The organism is Nocardiopsis alba DSM 43377, assembly GCF_000341225.1.
GTDB lineage: Bacteria > Actinomycetota > Actinomycetes > Streptosporangiales > Streptosporangiaceae > Nocardiopsis > Nocardiopsis alba.
This window is the reverse complement of the sequence record NZ_ANAC01000013.1, coordinates 166,476-181,686: the sequence shown is the minus strand read 5'-3', so window position 1 is coordinate 181,686 and position 15,211 is coordinate 166,476. Positions and strand designations below refer to the sequence as shown.

14 protein-coding genes are annotated in these 15,211 nt (G+C 69.1%); 7 read left to right on the top strand and 7 right to left on the bottom strand.

Features of this window, described 5'->3' with window-relative positions:
* Window positions 1-10: 10 nt before the first annotated feature.
* From qcrB to ctaE, 4 genes are read right to left on the bottom strand one after another with little or no spacing between them, the layout of a single operon-like run.
* On the bottom strand, window positions 11-1,654 hold the full coding sequence (gene qcrB / locus D451_RS0115510) for a cytochrome bc1 complex cytochrome b subunit (protein WP_014913558.1): 1,644 nt from the start codon (window positions 1,652-1,654) through the stop codon (window positions 11-13).
* Between the two features lie 3 nt (window positions 1,655-1,657).
* The gene (gene qcrA / locus D451_RS0115505) at window positions 1,658-2,791 is read right to left on the bottom strand and encodes a cytochrome bc1 complex Rieske iron-sulfur subunit (RefSeq protein ID WP_014910126.1); all 1,134 of its coding nucleotides are present in this window, start codon (window positions 2,789-2,791) and stop codon (window positions 1,658-1,660) included.
* Window positions 2,784-3,704 carry a cytochrome bc1 complex diheme cytochrome c subunit gene (gene qcrC / locus D451_RS0115500; RefSeq protein ID WP_014911746.1) on the bottom strand — a complete coding sequence of 307 codons (921 nt, stop codon included), beginning with the start codon at window positions 3,702-3,704 and terminating at the stop codon, window positions 2,784-2,786. The genes qcrA and qcrC overlap by 8 nt, the downstream gene beginning before the upstream one ends.
* Before the next feature lie 17 nt (window positions 3,705-3,721).
* Window positions 3,722-4,348, bottom strand: coding sequence for an aa3-type cytochrome oxidase subunit III (gene ctaE, locus D451_RS0115495; RefSeq protein WP_169336177.1), 627 nt, complete (start codon window positions 4,346-4,348; stop codon window positions 3,722-3,724).
* A gap of 482 nt (window positions 4,349-4,830) precedes the next feature.
* Here ctaE and D451_RS0115490 point away from each other — a divergent pair, with 482 nt between their 5' ends.
* Complete coding sequence (locus D451_RS0115490; protein ID WP_017535115.1) at window positions 4,831-5,262, top strand: hypothetical protein; 432 nt, start codon at window positions 4,831-4,833, stop codon at window positions 5,260-5,262.
* A gap of 235 nt (window positions 5,263-5,497) precedes the next feature.
* Entirely contained in the window at window positions 5,498-6,619 is a 1,122-nt protein-coding gene (gene trpD, locus D451_RS0115485) for an anthranilate phosphoribosyltransferase (protein ID WP_017535114.1), read from the top strand.
* Window positions 6,620-6,703: 84 nt separating this feature from the next.
* On the opposite strand, the gene D451_RS0115480 is transcribed toward trpD, so the two are convergent.
* From D451_RS0115480 to D451_RS0115470, 3 genes are read right to left on the bottom strand one after another with little or no spacing between them, the layout of a single operon-like run.
* The gene (locus D451_RS0115480; RefSeq protein WP_014910589.1) at window positions 6,704-6,979 is read right to left on the bottom strand and encodes an Lrp/AsnC family transcriptional regulator; all 276 of its coding nucleotides are present in this window, start codon (window positions 6,977-6,979) and stop codon (window positions 6,704-6,706) included.
* Between the two features lie 51 nt (window positions 6,980-7,030).
* Window positions 7,031-7,795, bottom strand: a complete 765-nt coding sequence (locus tag D451_RS0115475; protein WP_014908810.1) for a rhomboid family intramembrane serine protease — start codon at window positions 7,793-7,795, stop codon at window positions 7,031-7,033.
* A complete protein-coding gene (locus D451_RS0115470) occupies window positions 7,773-9,524 on the bottom strand; it encodes a DEDD exonuclease domain-containing protein (RefSeq protein ID WP_017535113.1) in 1,752 nt (583 codons plus the stop codon). The genes D451_RS0115475 and D451_RS0115470 overlap by 23 nt, the downstream gene beginning before the upstream one ends.
* Window positions 9,525-9,648: 124 nt before the next feature.
* Between D451_RS0115470 and D451_RS0115465 the strand changes: the two genes are divergently transcribed.
* The 5 genes from D451_RS0115465 (at window position 9,649) to D451_RS0115445 (ending at window position 15,199) form a co-directional block, all read left to right on the top strand.
* Window positions 9,649-9,930, top strand: coding sequence for a hypothetical protein (locus tag D451_RS0115465; RefSeq protein ID WP_014910911.1), 282 nt, complete (start codon window positions 9,649-9,651; stop codon window positions 9,928-9,930).
* Window positions 9,927-11,303, top strand: a complete 1,377-nt coding sequence (locus tag D451_RS0115460) for an NYN domain-containing protein (protein ID WP_014912540.1) — start codon at window positions 9,927-9,929, stop codon at window positions 11,301-11,303. Before D451_RS0115465 ends, D451_RS0115460 begins: the two co-directional genes overlap by 4 nt.
* A 250-nt stretch (window positions 11,304-11,553) precedes the next feature.
* Window positions 11,554-12,555 carry a C40 family peptidase gene (locus D451_RS0115455; protein ID WP_014908707.1) on the top strand — a complete coding sequence of 334 codons (1,002 nt, stop codon included), beginning with the start codon at window positions 11,554-11,556 and terminating at the stop codon, window positions 12,553-12,555.
* A 337-nt stretch (window positions 12,556-12,892) separates the two neighbouring features.
* Window positions 12,893-13,954: a C40 family peptidase gene (locus D451_RS0115450; RefSeq protein ID WP_014912059.1), complete on the top strand. Its 1,062-nt coding sequence runs from the start codon at window positions 12,893-12,895 to the stop codon at window positions 13,952-13,954.
* Between the two features lie 111 nt (window positions 13,955-14,065).
* Entirely contained in the window at window positions 14,066-15,199 is a 1,134-nt protein-coding gene (locus D451_RS0115445) for a glycosyltransferase family 4 protein (RefSeq protein WP_017535112.1), read from the top strand.
* Window positions 15,200-15,211 lie beyond the last annotated feature (12 nt).

The window sequence follows — 15,211 nt, the reverse complement described above, 5'->3', positions numbered from 1 at the left end:
CGCGGGGGACCTAGTGGTCCTTGTCGCTCCCGTGGTGCAGGTGGTGCCCGCTGTGGGGCTCCACGCCCTCGAAGGAGATGTTGTCCTTCGTGTACCAGTGGGCCAGGGACCTGCGGAGTTTGCCCATGCCCTTGCGGGCCTCGGGGTTCTCCACGCCCTTCTCGTCGGTCGTCCCCTCCGTCAGAGCGTCGGAGGTGATGACCGGCTTGCTCTCCAGCACGTGGGTGGTCTCGGCCGAGCTCTCCTTGTGGACCTCGATGAACTCACCGCTCGGGAGCTGCTGGATGGTGCCGCTCTCGTAACCGTGCTCCAGGATCTCCCGGTCACGGCGCTGGAGACCCAGGCAGATCCGCTTGGCGACGATGAAACCGATGATCGGACCGAGGATGGCCAGCGTACGGAAGATGTACGTGGTCACGTAGAGGTCGATCGAGAAGGTCTCCGACAGGATGTCGTTCGAACCGGCGAGCCAGAGCACACCGTAGAAGACGATGCCGGCGACGCCCAGACCGGTGCGGACCGGGGCGTTGCGCGGGCGGTCCGCGACGTTGTGGGCGCTCTTGTCACCGGTGATCCACTGCTCGATGAACGGCCACATGGCCAGTCCACCGAAGATCAGGCCGGGGATGACCAGACCGGGCACGAGGACCGCGGTCATGATCGGGTATCCGGCGCCGATCGGGATCGTGAAGTCGAGCCAGTTCGGGAAGATCCGCAGCGAACCCTCCATGAAGCCCATGTACCAGTCCGGCTGGAGACCGGAGGTGATGGACGTCGGCGTGAAGGGACCGAACAGGTGGATCGGGTTGATCTGGACAAGGGCGCTCAGACCCGCGATGACGGCGAAGGTGAAGAAGAAGAACCCACCCGCCTTGACCGCGAACCCGGGGAACATGGGTGTTCCCACGACCGTCTTGTCCGTTCGTCCCGTCCCTGGATACTGCGTGTGCTTCTGGTGCCACAGGATCATGAAGTGCGCCACGATGAGCGCCAGCAGGATCGCCGGGATCAGCAGCACGTGCAGCATGTACAGACGCGTGATGATGTCCTCGCCGGGGAACTCCCCGCCGAACAGGAACATCGAGATGTAGGAGCCCACCAGTGGCAGCGCCAACATCACGCCCTGGAGGATGCGAACACCCATACCGGAGGGCAGGTCGTCCGGCAGCGAGTAGCCGAAGAGGCCCTCGACCATGGCCAGACCGAAGATGGCGATACCGATGAGCCAGTTGATCTCACGCGGCTTGCGGAACGCCCCGGTGAAGAACACACGGAGCATGTGCACCACAAGGGAGGCCACGAAGATCAGCGCGGCCCAGTGGTGGATCTGACGCATGAGGAACCCGCCCCGGACATCGAAGTCGATGTACAGGGTCGAGGCGAACGCCTCACTCATCGGAACGCCCTGGAGGCGCTCGTAGGAGCCGTCGTAGATGATCTCCGTCATGCTCGGTTTGAACCAGAGCGTCAGGAAGACACCGCTCAAGAGCAGGATGATGAACGAGTACAGCGCGATCTCGCCCAGCATGAAGGACCAGTGGTTCGGGAAGACCTTGCGCAGGTTCTTCTCACCGGTCTTCGCCAGGTGGAAGCGGTCGTCGATGAAGTTTCCGACGCCGCGCAGCGCCTTGGGTGCTTGCGTGGTCTTACTCATCGACTAGTCCTTCGCGTATTCCCAGAACGTCGGCCCGGTCGGCTCGTTGAAGTCGCCCCGGGCGACGAGGTAGCCCTCGTCATCGACGCCGATGGGCAGCTGCGGCAGCGGCCGGTGGGCCGGGCCGAAGATGACCTTGGCGGCGTCGGACGCGTCGAACGTGGACTGGTGGCACGGGCACAGGATGCGGTGCGTGGTGCGCTCGTAGAGCGCCGCCGGGCAGCCCACGTGGGTGCAGATCTTCGAGTACGCCACGATGCCCTGGTGGGTCCAGTTCATGTGGGTCTCGTCGCTGCCCTTGCGGACCGGCTGGTCCATTCCGGGCTTCCAGTCCTCTTCCGGCATCTTGATGAGCAGGATGACGGACTTGGCCTGGTCGGTGAGGCTCATCCCGTGCGGGTAGCCCTCGTCGTCCAGAGCGGGAAGCGCGGAGATCATCCCGTACGGGTCGTTCTCCAGGTCCTCGGCACGAAGGTGACGGTGGGTGCCCTCGGCGTACATGCGCATGCCGTCGGTCCACCGGGTCTTCTTCATGAGGTCGCCGGGCACGGGCCCGGTGTCGCGCAGGAGCACCACCGGGGCCAGCCCCAGCGGGAGCATGGCCGCGATGAGCGTACGGCGCATCAGCGGACGCTTGGTGAAGCCGCTCTCGTCGGCGCTCTTCATGAAGAACTCGCTGAAGGAGCTCTTCTCCTCCTCGCTGGAGGGAAGCTCGTCGTAGGGAGAGGCCACCTCGTAGTGGGGCATCACGTTGCGCGCCCACACCGTCATACCGGCACCGATACCGAACATGGCGATGGCGAGGGTCCCGCCGAGCAGCAGGTTCGAGTACTGGCCGATCTGCGGGTCCGCGATCGCGGGCTCCCCCGCCGCGTTCGGCGGGAAGAGGAAGTACGAGACCAGGAAACCGATCCCCGCCAGGAAGGCGATGATGAACCAGGCCGAGGCGAGCTTCTCGCCGCGGCGCTGCTGCTCCTCCGGGTGGTGGTGGGTCTCCGAGGCCAGGTACGGCCCGTTGTGCTCACGCTCGGCGTGAGACGAGGTCTCGGTCACCACGTCCGTGGTGTCCTTCGGGGTGCCGACCACACGCTCGTCGGCCCCGGCCTCGTTGTTGTCATTGTTGTTGTTCTCAGTCATGGGCACGCTGCTTCGCGGTGATCCAGATCGCGCAGGCGATGATCAGGGTCAGACCCACGGTCCACCCGATGAAGCCCTCGGCGACCTGGCCGACTCGCTCTAGGTCGAAGATGCCGCCGGCGTTCGGTTCCGCCTGCAACGTCTTCACATAGGAGATGAGCTCCTGCTTCTCGTCAGGAGCGATGACGCCATCGCTGAACATCGGCATGGCGCCGGGTCCGCTGACCATGGCCTCGTAGATCTGACGCGGGGTCGAGTCGTGGATCTCCGGGGCCCACCGGCCGTCGGTGAGGGCGCCGCCGCCACCGGACCAGCTGTGGCAGTGCGCACAGTTGGTCAGGTAGAGCTTCATGCCCATGTCGACGTCGTCGGCGCCTTCGATGTAGGAGTCGTACTCCGCCTCGTAGTCCTCGATGGCGGCCTCGTAGGCCGCCTGGTCCTCGAAGTCATCGGCCTTGGGAGGCGTACCCGGAACGTCGTAGGGCACGTCGGCGCCACTACCGTCGGTCCTGATCGACTCGTCGTAGTAGGCGATCAGGTTGGCCAGGTCCTCCTCGGACATGACCATCGGCTTGCGCGGCATCTGGGAATCGGGGTCCATCGACGGCATACGGCCGGTGCTGACCTGGAAGTCGATGGCGGCCGATCCGACCTCACGGAGGTCGGGACCGTTCAGGGCCGAACCCGAACCGTCCAGGCCGTGGCACGAGGCGCACGTCTGGTCGAAGATGGCCTTGCCCGCGGCGGTGTCCACGTCCTCGGGGGACGGGGCCTCAGCCGAAAGCGTCTGCGCGCTTGCCTGGTCCGCGGTGGGGGCCAGAGAGGCGTACCCCACCCCGAACAGGGCTAGCGCGAGGATGACGACGACATACCCCGCCAGGGGATGCCGTCGCCGCGCGGTAATCCATTTCACGGTTTCCCCGTTTCGGGTTACTGGATGAAGTAGATGGTGAAGAACAAAGCGACCCAGACGACGTCGACGAAGTGCCAGTAGTAGGACACGACGATCGCACTGGTCGCCTGTTGGTGAGTGAAGCGCTTCGCGGCGTACGTGCGTCCCAGCATGATGAGGAACGCGATCAACCCACCGATGACGTGGAGTCCGTGGAAGCCAGTGGTCAGGTAGAACATCGACCCGTAGGCGCTCGACTGGAGAGTCAGGCCCTCGTGGAAGATGAGCTCGTAGTACTCATAGGCCTGTCCAAGGATGAAGAACAGGCCCATGAAGAACGTGATGAAGAACCACATGCGCAGCTTCTTGACGTCACCGCGCTCCGCGGCCCAGACGCCGAACTGCGCGGTGAAGCTGGAAGCCACCAGGACCACGGTGATCGTGGAGGCCCAGGGCACGTTGAGGTGGACGTCCGCCCACTCGCCGAGCTCGGGGTTCCCGTTCGTCACCGATCGGATGGTGAAGTACATCGCGAACAGCGCAGCGAAGAACATGAGTTCGTTGGCAAGCCAAACGATGGTGCCAACACTCACCAGGTCAGGACGCTTTGCCGCACCATGCGCTGGTGCGGTTGCTGTTTTTGGGTTCGCGGTTGCTGTCGCCACGGGAGCATTATTACGGCATCTCGCGAAGGTCCGTACTCGACCCCCCGTAAGGCGACGGATCAGTCCCGGTATCGACCGTCATCGGGGTCACGGGCGGAGGCGTATCCGTGACATGGGCGTTACTGTAACCGCCGCCGGCCCCACTCTCCGCACACGGCGCGCTCACATGCGTGAAAAACCGCGATCCTGCGCGGTTGCGGCGTTCCGTACCCCGCGAGACCGCCCCCGAACCCTCCCTTTCCAACGCCGAGATATCGAAACGATCACCGTTGGGCAACGGCACCCTCGAGGCCGTCGGACGAAGCCCCTCACGCCCCTGGCATGCTGTGGTGTCGAAGGTCTCAACCTCTCCACCGGTTCCTCGACTCTCCTGGGCCGGCGGGGGCACGAGGCAATAGAGTCGTAGTCATACAGCCAACGAACGCCACGGCCGCACCCCCCACGGCGGCGGCCGCGGACTGACGCGATGGGACGGTTGCGCGATGAGCGGTACGGACACGGACGCCAGGATGCGCGTGCTGGTCTACAGCGACAAGGCGGACACCCGTGAGCAGGTGCGGACGGCCATCGGCCGCCGCCCCGCCACCGATGTCCCCAAGGTCGAGTTCGTCGAGTGCGCGACCGCGCCCGGCGTTCTGCGCAAGCTGGAGTCCAAGGACCCGGCCGAGCGCATCGACGTGGCCATCTTCGACGGTGAGGCCGCGCCCACCGGTGGGATGGGCCTGTGCCGCCAGGTCAAGGACGAGATCTTCCGTTGCCCCCCGGTACTCCTCCTGGTGGGCCGGCGCGACGACGGTTGGCTGGCGACCTGGTCCCAGGCCGACCAGGTGGTGAGCCACCCCATCGACCCGGTCGCGCTCGCCGAGTCGCTGGCCGACCTCATGCGCCGCCGCGTGGCGGCACTCAGCGGGTGACCCGGTGGGGCGTGCGGAACACGGCCTGGTGAAGGCCGGAGGGGACGACGGCGCGAGGGACATGCGCCGTGGCCTCATGGTGGGCGGAGCCCTCAACCACGGCGCGAGTACCGGGCGATGGCGCGGCCGCGCCCGGATCCTCGCCCTTCCCCGCCCGGGTCGTTGAGGGGCGGGCACCTCACCCGTGCCCGCCCGACGACCCCGTTCCCACGCCCTTCCATCAGGAGTAGCCCACATGAACGTCCCCGCATCGTCCGCCGCGGAACGGAACGCCGTCGATACCGGCGCTCCCGTCGGAGATTCCTCCTCCGTCGAGGAGCGCACCTGGTCCAACCTGATCACCGCCCTGCTCGGCGGCGTCTCCCTGAGCGCCTCCGACACCGAGTGGGCGATGAACGAAATCATGTCCGGGTCGGCGACCGACGCGCAGGTGGCGGGGTTCGCCATCGCCCTGCGCGCCAAGGGCGAGAGCGTGTCCGAGGTGACCGGTCTGGCCCAGGGCATGCTCGACAACGCCGTGCGGATCGAGATCCCCGGCCCGACCCTGGACATCGTCGGCACCGGCGGCGACCGGGCCCACACGGTGAACGTGTCCACCATGGCCGCGATCGTGGCCTCGGCCGCGGGCGCCCGGGTGGTCAAGCACGGCAACCGCGCCGCCTCCTCCTCGTGCGGGACCGCCGACGTACTGGAGCGGCTCGGCGTGGTCCTGGACTTGGCGCCGGAACCCACCGCCCTGCTGGCGGAGAAGGCGGGGATCACCTTCTGCTTCGCCCCGCTGTTCCACCCCTCCCTGCGTTACGCGGCCAAGCCCCGTCGTGAGCTGGCGGTGCCGACCGTCTTCAACTTCCTGGGGCCCCTCACCAACCCGGCCCGGCCGACCACCTCGGCGATCGGGGTGTTCGACGAGCGCATGTGCGAGGTCATCGCCGGGGTCTTCGCCCGTCGCGGTTCCTCGGCGCTGGTGTTCCGCGGCGACGACGGTCTGGACGAGCTGACCACGACCACCACCTCCACGGTGTGGGTGGTCTCCGAGGGACGGGCCCGTCGCGAGCGGCTGGACCCGACCGACCTGGGGATCCCGCGCTCGGCCCCGGACGCCCTGCGTGGAGGCGACGTCGACTTCAACGCCCAAGCGGTACGCGACCTGCTCGCCGGCCGTACCGGGCCGGTCCGCGACGCGGTGTTGCTCAACGCCGGGGCCGCGCTGGCCGCGGTGGAGGGCATCGACGGCGATCTGACCGAGGCCGTGCGGGTCGGATACGCGCGCGCCGCCGCCGCGGTCGACGACGGTTCCGCCGAGCGGGCGCTGGAGACCTGGGTGCGCGGCAGCCGGGAGGCGGCCGAGGCCCGCTGAGATCGGGGGACGCCCCCTCGGAACGAGACGGGCGGGGCGCGGTGGATCGGATCCGCCGCGCCCCGCCCGTCTCGGTGTCCGGGCCTACCAGCCCAGGGCGAAGGCCGACTCCAGGTCGTGCTTGGAGTAGGTCTGGAAGGAGATGTGGGTGTCGGAGGAGATCACGCCGGGCACCTTGTTGACCCGGCCGGGGATCACGTCGGCCAGGTCCTCGTGACGGCGGACCCGCACCATGGCGATGAGGTCGACGCCTCCGGTCACCGAGTAGACCTCGCTGACGCCCTCGATCTCGGCGATGGCCTCGGCGACCTCCGGGATGCGGTGGACGTCGGCCTTGATCATGACGATCGCGGTGATCACTGTGCCTCCTGGGCGTTCGTGGTACGTGGGCGGGACGGGGAGGGCGTCGCTCTAGTAGGCGTCGGAGAGCCGTGTTCCGGAGTTCCTGCGCCAACGGAAGGCCACCGGTGCCGCGATCAGCCCCGCGATGAACCCGTAGACGTGCGCCGCGTAGGCCACGCCGGATCCCCCGCCCGGGGCGGTCGAGGATGTGACGTAGAGAAGATACTGAAGCGCGAAGTAGCTGCCGACCACCGCCCATCCGGGCAGCCTCATCGGGACGACGCCGAACACGAGCGTGGTCACACGGCTGCGGAACTGGACCACCAGATAGGCCCCGAGCACCCCGGAGATGGCGCCGGAGGCCCCGATCATGGGCACCCCGCCGTCCATGTCCACCAGCGCGTGCCCGTAGACGGCGACGACCCCGGTCAGCACGTACAGGAGCAGGTAGCGAAGCCTGCCGATACGGTCCTCGACCACCGGTCCGAACACGAACAGGTAGACCATGTTGCCGAGCAGGTGCATGGCGCCGCCGTGCAGGAACATCGAGCTGAGCACCGAGAACCAGACGGATTTGCCCTCGATCCCCCCGCATTCGGGGGTGAGCGGTTCGGCCAGGGCCGCGCGTCCGAGGATCTCGTCCGGGATGGCCCCCCAGCGCATGAAGTAGGCGTCGACGGCGCAGAACCGTTCGAGCATGTCGGCCGGGTACCAGACGGCGGTGGCCGCCTGTGGGGAGAGCAGGTAGACGAGGACGTTCGCGGCGATCAGGCCGTAGGTGACGACCGGTGCGCGGCGGACGGGATAGTCGTCATTGAGCGGAAGCGCGGCCATGGGCCCAGTGTGTCATCCGATCGTGGGCTTCGGCGCTCCGCAACGGGCATGTCCACTCACCTTCGATCTCGATCAGGTGGGTGCCGGGGGTGGTGAGCCAGTCCAGGATCAGCTCGCCCTCCTCCGCCGTGGCGTTGGGCACCGGTCCGGGACCGGGCGGAACGCGTTCGGCGGTGGCGGTGAGCGAGTTCAGGAAGGCCGCCGGGTCGGTCCCCGGGGTCAGGACGGCGCAGGAGGCCAGACGTCCGTGGCGGACCACGATCGTCTCCCACCCCCGATCCCCCGGCCGGGAGGCGACCAGGTGGGGCACCGAGGCGAGCGCCGTCAGACGTTGGGACCGCCGGGCGCCCCGAAGGAAGGCCACGAGACGGTCGCGCAGACTCGCCGCCTCCTCGTAGCGCAACTCGGCCGACAGTTCTCCGATCCTCGCGGTGAGCGCGTCCACCACCACAGCGGGGTCGGCGGTCATGGCGGTGCGCGCCTCTTCGGCGTGGACCCCGTACTCGTCCCGCCCCTGGGTCCCGTCACAGGGGGCGCCGCAACGCCCCAGTTGGGCGAGTACGCAGCGTGGCACCGTACGTTCGGGCGGGGCGAAGGTGTGGGTGCACTGTCGCAGGGGCAGGGCGTGCAGTAGTGCCTCGCGGGCCTCGTCCGCCTCGCGGGCGGAACGGTAGGGACCCAGGTAGGGGGCGCCGTCGTCCTTGACCGAACGGACCACCGCCAGACGCGGGTAGGCGTCGGTGGTGAGCTTCACCCAGCGGACGTTCTCCGGGTTGCGCGAACGCCGGTTGAAGGGGGGTTTGCGTTCGGCGATGATGCGCAGCTCACGGACAGAGGCCTCCAGGTCGGTGGCGCAGACGATCGGGGTGACCGCCTCGACCAGACCGGCCATCTCGCGGATCCGGCGGCGGGACTCGGCCGCGGTGAAGTAGGAGGCGACCCTGCGTCTGAGGTTGTTGCTCTTGCCCACGTACAGGCTGTGGCCCCGCGAGTCGGTGAACACGTACACGCCCGGACGGTCGGGCAGGTCCTCGGCGAGGTGCCTGCGGGCGCGCTGGGCCTTGGTCGGTGGTTTGGAGACCGCCCGCAGCTCCTCCAGGGAGGTGGCGCCCAAGGGGACGAGTTCGGAGATGAGCCCGCCGAGCACGTCCACGGTGGCGCGGGCGTCGTCCAGGGCTCGGTGATCGGGGGTGACGGAGGCGCCGTAGTAGGCGGCGAGGGTGCCCAGCCGGTGGTTGCGCACCTTGGGCACGGGCAGGAGGGCCCGGGCCAGCCGCAGGGTGTCGACCACCGGCGGCGCCGGCCACTCCAGCGCCTCGCGTTCGCAGGCGGCCTTCAGGAAACCGGTGTCGAAGGGGGCGTTGTGGGCGACCAGCACACTGTCGGGATCCTCGGTGAGGAAGGCCAACAGCTCGGGCAGGACCTTCTCGATCCGGGGCGCCGTCGCCACCATGGACTGGGTGATCCCGGTCAGGAGGGTGACCTCGGCCGGAATGAGGGTATCGGGATCGACCAGGGTGGTGTACTCGTCAAGGACCTCGCCGTCACGGACCCGCACCGCGCCGACCTCGGTGATCCGGGACCTCGACGCGCTGGTCCCGGTGGTCTCCAGGTCGACGACGACGAAGGTGACCTCGGACAACGGGGTGCCGAGGTCACCGATGCTGGTTTGGACGCCCGAGGGCGTCACGGACTGTCGAACCACCCGGTCAGAGTAGTCGGGGGGCACGACCGAACCTCTCCGGGAGAACGCCCGACCCTCCCGACGTGGAAAGATGTGGGCACCGGGGGCACCGGGACGCCAGAGGGCGCTCGGCCCCATGACGATGACGACGACAACGAGGAGGAACCCCGTGGGGATCGCGATGCCGGGTGACAGTGAGCGTTGGCGGTGCACGGGGTGCGGCAATCTCACGCGGTTCGACGTGACCCGCACCGTCCGCTCCCAGGACTACGTGCACCAGGAGCTGTCGGGCGCCGGGGCCGTCGAGGAGCGCAACGTGCTGTCGGAGACGATCGAACGGGTGCGGTGCCGCTGGTGCGGCGCCACCGACAGTGTGGAGATCGTCCCCCGCCCCGACGCCGACCGGTCGGACTCCGACCCTTCGGCGGAGAGCCCGACGGGTCTCGCATGAGTGGCGGCCCGGAGGCGGGCGGCCGGACCGACGGAGAACCGATCGACCGGAGCGGGGCCTCCGACTCCGACGACGACCCCGCCGAGCGGCTCTTCCGTCCCCTGCCCGAGACGGTCCGTGCCCGGGTGGTGGAGTACGGATCCGACGTGCTGGGCGGGATGCGCACGGCCGATCTTCCGCCCGTACTGCGCAGGGTGGCCAGGTTCGAGCCCCGGCGCAGGGCCAGGTTGGCCGGTCCGCAGATCGCCGCCCAGTTGGAGAACGACGCGGACTTTCGCGCGTTGGTCGCCTCACGGGTGGAACAGGTCTGGCCCGAGCTCGCCGAGGGGATGCGCGCGGGGGTCGTCCCTCCGGCCGCCGATCCCGTGGCAGTGGCCGCCTGCGCCTATCTGCTGCGTCCGCCCGGCTGGCCTCGGATGATCGAGGACGTCCACCAGGAGTTGGAACGGCGCAACAACGCCAAAGAGGTGGACGAGGCCGCCGAGGCCCTGGAGGAGGTGCGCCGGGAGCTGGAGGAGACCAGGCGCGGTCACCGCTCGGAGACGGACCGTCTACGTGCGCAGATCTCCGACCAGCGCACCGAGATCGCCGAACTGCGCCGGAAGGTGCACAACGAGCGGCAGCGCGCCCGAACGGCCACCAGCGAGGCCGAAGAGGCGATGAGCCGGGCCCGGGAGCACGGCAGCGAGACCGAGAACCGGGTCCATTCCCTGGAGAGCGAGAACCGGAGACTCCGGGCGAGGCTGGCCGACGCCGAGGCCCAGGTGGAGAACGCCCGTCGCGCGGTGCGCACGGGACGCAACGCCGACGAGGCCCGTCTCCGGATCCTCCTCGACGTCCTGGTGGACGCCTCGCACGGTCTGCGACGCGAACTGGCGCTGCCCACGGGGTTGGACAGCCCGGCCGACCTGGTCGCCGCCGCCGGCGACGAACGTCGTCGGGTGTCCTTGGACGGGTTGCCCGACGACGACCCCGGGCTGCTGGAGCACCTGTTGACCGTCCCCCGGGTGCACCTGGTGCTGGACGGCTACAACGTCACCAAGACCGGGTACGGCACGCTCCCGTTGGTCGATCAGCGCAACCGTCTGCTGGCATCGCTGGAGGGCCTGGCGAGCCGGACCAGGGCCGAGATCACCTGCGTGTTCGACGGCGCCGACGTCGACACCCCTCCGGTGGTCCCGAACCGTCGGGTCCGGCTGTTGTTCAGCGCCCCGGGCGAGACGGCGGACGAGTTGATCGTCCGACTGGTGCGGGCCGAGCCGCCCGGTCGTCCGATCGCCGTGGTGACCTCGGATCAGGAGATCGTTCGGGCGGTCCGCAGGGCCGGGGCCAGGGCCGTCCCCTCCCTGATCTTCCTGCGACAACTGTCCTGAGAGTGCCTGATGGTGACCACGCTCACCCGTGTCACGGGGGGTCTTCGGGCCCTGCCCTGGTTGAGCGGGGAAGGCCGGTCCGCTAGGTTCTTCCCGAACGTGAGTGCCTCATCGGGTAGAAGGCCACCCCTGTGTCCGTCCCCGGTGAGGACCCGCACACTCATGGCAGCCCCGTGACCCACGGGCGCCCCCAGCTTTCGTCTCCCAGACACCCCTGCGGATTTCTCAGACTCAAGGAGCGTGGACCGCCATGAAGAACCCCGGTGGTCGGCGTACGGCTCGCCGAATCGCTACGACCGGCCTCGGCGTGGTCGCCGCCGGCACCTTCATCGCCCCAGGTATCGCACACGCGGAGCCGACCCAGGACGAGGTCGAGGACCGCATCGAGGAGCTGAACCAGGAGGCCGCCCAAGCGGTAGAGGCCTACAACCAGGCCGAAGAGGACTACGAGGCCGCCAAGGCCGCCTTCGACGAGATCGACGACCAGGTCGGCGACGAGGAGGACCGCTACGAGGAGCTTCGCGAGAAGGTCCAGCAGTTCGCCAACGCCACCTACCAGGGCGGCGACCTCAGCTCGACCGCGAACGTCCTCACCTCCGACGGTCCCGAGACGCTCCTGGAGCAGAACGCCGACCTGACCTACCTGTCGGAGGCCCAGCAGGCCCAGCTCGACGACTTCGGCGACTCCGCCGAGCGTCTGTTCGCGCTCAAGGACGAGGCCGAGTCCGCCTTGGAGGAGGCCGAGAAGACGAAGGACGAGGCCGAGGAGGCCAAGGAGGAGGTCGAGAAGGCGATCGAGGAGCAGCAGGAGCTCCTCGCGCAGTTCCCCGACTCCGACGCCTCCGCCGAGGGCGCCGACGACAGCGGCGGCCAGAGCCACGCGGGCGGTGGCAGCGGCGGCGCGTCGACGGCCCTGGACTTCGCCTACTCCAAGGTGGGTCTGCCCTACGTGTGGGGCGGCACCGGCCCCAACGGCTACGACTGCTCCGGCCTGGTCCAGGCGTCCTGGCGCGCGGCCGGTGTCGACCTGCCCCGCACCACCTACGGGCAGGCCGACGTGGGCACCCGCATCTACGACATGAGCGCGGTCCAACCGGGCGACATCCTCTTCTTCTTCGGCGACCTGGGTCACAACGGTCTGTACGCGGGCAACGGGCAGATGGTCCACGCCCCGAGCAGCGGCCGCAACCTGGAGGTCGTCGGGTTGGCCGCCTACTGGGGCGGTCAGTTCCAGTTCGCGGTTCGTCCCTGAACCACTCGTGTCCACGAGGCCGTCGTCCTTCGGGGCGACGGCCTCGTGTTCGTTCCGGCCCCGGGCCCCGAGGTTCGTGGAAGCGTCCCGTGGGGCGGGTTTCGGACAGACCTCCCCTTCTTCCAGAACATCACGAAACAGTTGAGAGCCACCCAAGAGATGCACTAGTGTTCGTCGCCGAGCAAGGTCGTTCCTCTTCACCGAACCCCGTCGGTGACGGCCTCGCCCGGGTCGGGCACAGCAGACCCCCTTTCGGTCGTCCTCATCGACTCCGCCCCCGCCCGGTACGCCCGCCTGTTCCCGATCACCGGAGCGGCGGGAGAAAGGTGCTGACCTCGTGTCCGTGTTCTCTGGTGCCCCCGGTCGCCGTTCGGCGACCATCGCCTCGATCGGTGTCGTCGTCCTCCTCGCCTCCTCCGCGGTGGCGCGGGCGGAGCCGACCAGTGACGAGGTCCGTGAGGAGATCGAACGCCTCGAAGAGGAGTTCATCGGACTCAACGCGGCCTACAACGAGGCCAAGGAGGAGCACGAGGCGGCCGAGGAGAAGCTCACCGATCTGCTCGCCGACATCGAGGCCGCCGAGAAGACCGTCGACGACCTGAGCGGCGGGGTACGCGCCCTCGCCAACATCTCCTACATCGGTGTCGACCCGACCTCCCCCACCCAGCTCATCGGCGCCTCCGGCCCCGAGGAGGCGCTGGAGCACCAGGCCGACCTGACCTATCTGTCCGAACAGCAGCAGATGGGGCTCGACCGGTACGTGGACGAGCTCGACCACCTGGAGTCACTGCGGTCGGAGGCGGAGAGCACCGAGGAGAGCGCCGCCCAGGCCCTGGAGGAGGCCGAGGAGGCCACCGAGGAGGCCGAGGCCGCCATCGCCGAGCAGGAGGAACTGCTCTCCGAGCTCACCGCGGAGGAACGCGCCGAGGCCACCCGCAACGTCGACAACGGTGGCGAGAGCACGACCACCGGCGGCGGTTCCGGGGGCAACGGCTCCAGTGGCGGCGGAGGCGGTGGCGGCAGCTACACCGGTCCCGCGTCCGGCAACGCCCGCACCGCTCTGGACTTCGCCTACGCCCAGATCGGCAAGCCCTACATCTGGGGCGGCACCGGTCCCGACGGCTACGACTGCTCCGGACTGACCCAGGCGGCCTGGGCCCAGGCCGGTGTGAGCCTGCCCCGCACCACCTACGACCAGATCAACGCCGGGCAGCGCGTGTCCTGGGACGACAAGCAGCCGGGCGACCTGCTGTTCTTCTACGGTTCCAGCCCCGACCACGTCGGCCTGTACGCGGGCGACGGCGTGATGGTCCACGCCTCCACCTCCGCGCGCCCCATCGGTACCGTCACCCTCAACGACCACTACCGCTCCAACTTCGTCGCCGCAGTCCGCCCGTAGGGACACCCCCGGCGGGGTGTGACAGGTACCCGCTCCCCCACCCCGCCCCGGAATCACCCGAAGCGAAGCGGAGGCGCGAAGCGAACACGTCCCGCCCCCTAGACTCCTGACGTGTCGCGAACGCTGATCATCACCAACGACTTTCCGCCTCGGGCCGGGGGGATCGAGTCCTTCGTCCACGAGTTGGCGCTGCGCCGGCCGGAGGGGTCGGTCGTGGTCTACTGCTCCTCTCCCGCCGCCGCGGATCGGGCCGGCGATCCCCATTTCGACGTGCGGCAGCCGTTCCCGATCGTGCGGGACGGCGCCGGGGTCCTTCTGCCGACGCCCCGGGTGGCGGAGCGGGCACGGGTCATCGCCGGGTTGGAGGGCTGCGACTCGGTCCTGTACGGGGCGGCGGCGCCCTTGGGGCTGCTCGCTCCGGCCCTGCGTTCCGTGGCGCGACGCCAGGTGGCGATCACCCACGGGCACGAGACCGGTTGGACGGTGGTCCCCGGGGCGGGGGCGGCACTGCGCGGGATCGGATCGTCGGTGGACACCGTCACCTACCTGGGCGAGTACACGCGGCGTCGGTTGGCGCGTTCCCTCTCCCCCGCGGCGACGGCCCGGATGCGGCGGTTGACCCCCGGGGTGGACACCGGGCGTTTCCGTCCCGGGGCGGGCGGCGAGGAGGTGCGCGAGCGTCTGGGGCTGGGCGGCCGTCCCGTGGTGGTGTGCGTCTCCCGGATGGTCCCGCGCAAGGGGCAGGACACCTTGATCCGGGCCTGGCCCCGGGTGTTGAAGGACGTTCCCGATGCCGCCCTGCTGCTCGTGGGCGATGGTCCGTACGCGTCCCGGCTCCGTTCGGCGGCGGAGGGCGTCGAGTCGGTGTACTTCACCGGCCCCGTGCGGGCCGAGGAACTGCCCGCACACTACGACGCGGGCGACGTCTTCGCCATGCCGTGCCGGACCCGGAGGGGCGGTCTGGACGTGGAGGGGCTCGGAATGGTCTATCTGGAGGCGTCGGCCACCGGGCTGCCGGTCGTGGCCGGCGCGTCGGGCGGTGCCCCGGACGCGGTCCTGGAGGGCGAGACCGGACACGTGGTGGACGGTTCCCTACCGGGGCCGACCGCTCGAGCGTTGATCCGTCTCCTGAAGGACCCCGACCGCGCCGCCCTGATGGGCGCACGCGGCCGGGAATGGGTGGGTCGTGAGTGGACCTGGGATCGGACCCTCGATCGCCTGGAGAGCCTCCTGAGCGACTCCTGAGCCCCTCGAGGC

What these genes read in the sequence shown, in the direction of transcription:
- trpD (WP_017535114.1), top strand. Translation starts at nt 5,498, where the DNA reads ATGAACGTCCCCGCATCGTCCGCCGCGGAACGGAACGCCGTCGATACC.
- qcrA (WP_014910126.1), bottom strand. Translation starts at nt 2,791, where the DNA reads ATGACTGAGAACAACAACAATGACAACAACGAGGCCGGGGCCGACGAG.
- D451_RS0115475 (WP_014908810.1), bottom strand. Translation starts at nt 7,795, where the DNA reads ATGGCCGCGCTTCCGCTCAATGACGACTATCCCGTCCGCCGCGCACCG.
- D451_RS0115460 (WP_014912540.1), top strand. Translation starts at nt 9,927, where the DNA reads ATGAGTGGCGGCCCGGAGGCGGGCGGCCGGACCGACGGAGAACCGATC.
- qcrB (WP_014913558.1), bottom strand. Translation starts at nt 1,654, where the DNA reads ATGAGTAAGACCACGCAAGCACCCAAGGCGCTGCGCGGCGTCGGAAAC.
- D451_RS0115490 (WP_017535115.1), top strand. Translation starts at nt 4,831, where the DNA reads ATGAGCGGTACGGACACGGACGCCAGGATGCGCGTGCTGGTCTACAGC.
- D451_RS0115455 (WP_014908707.1), top strand. Translation starts at nt 11,554, where the DNA reads ATGAAGAACCCCGGTGGTCGGCGTACGGCTCGCCGAATCGCTACGACC.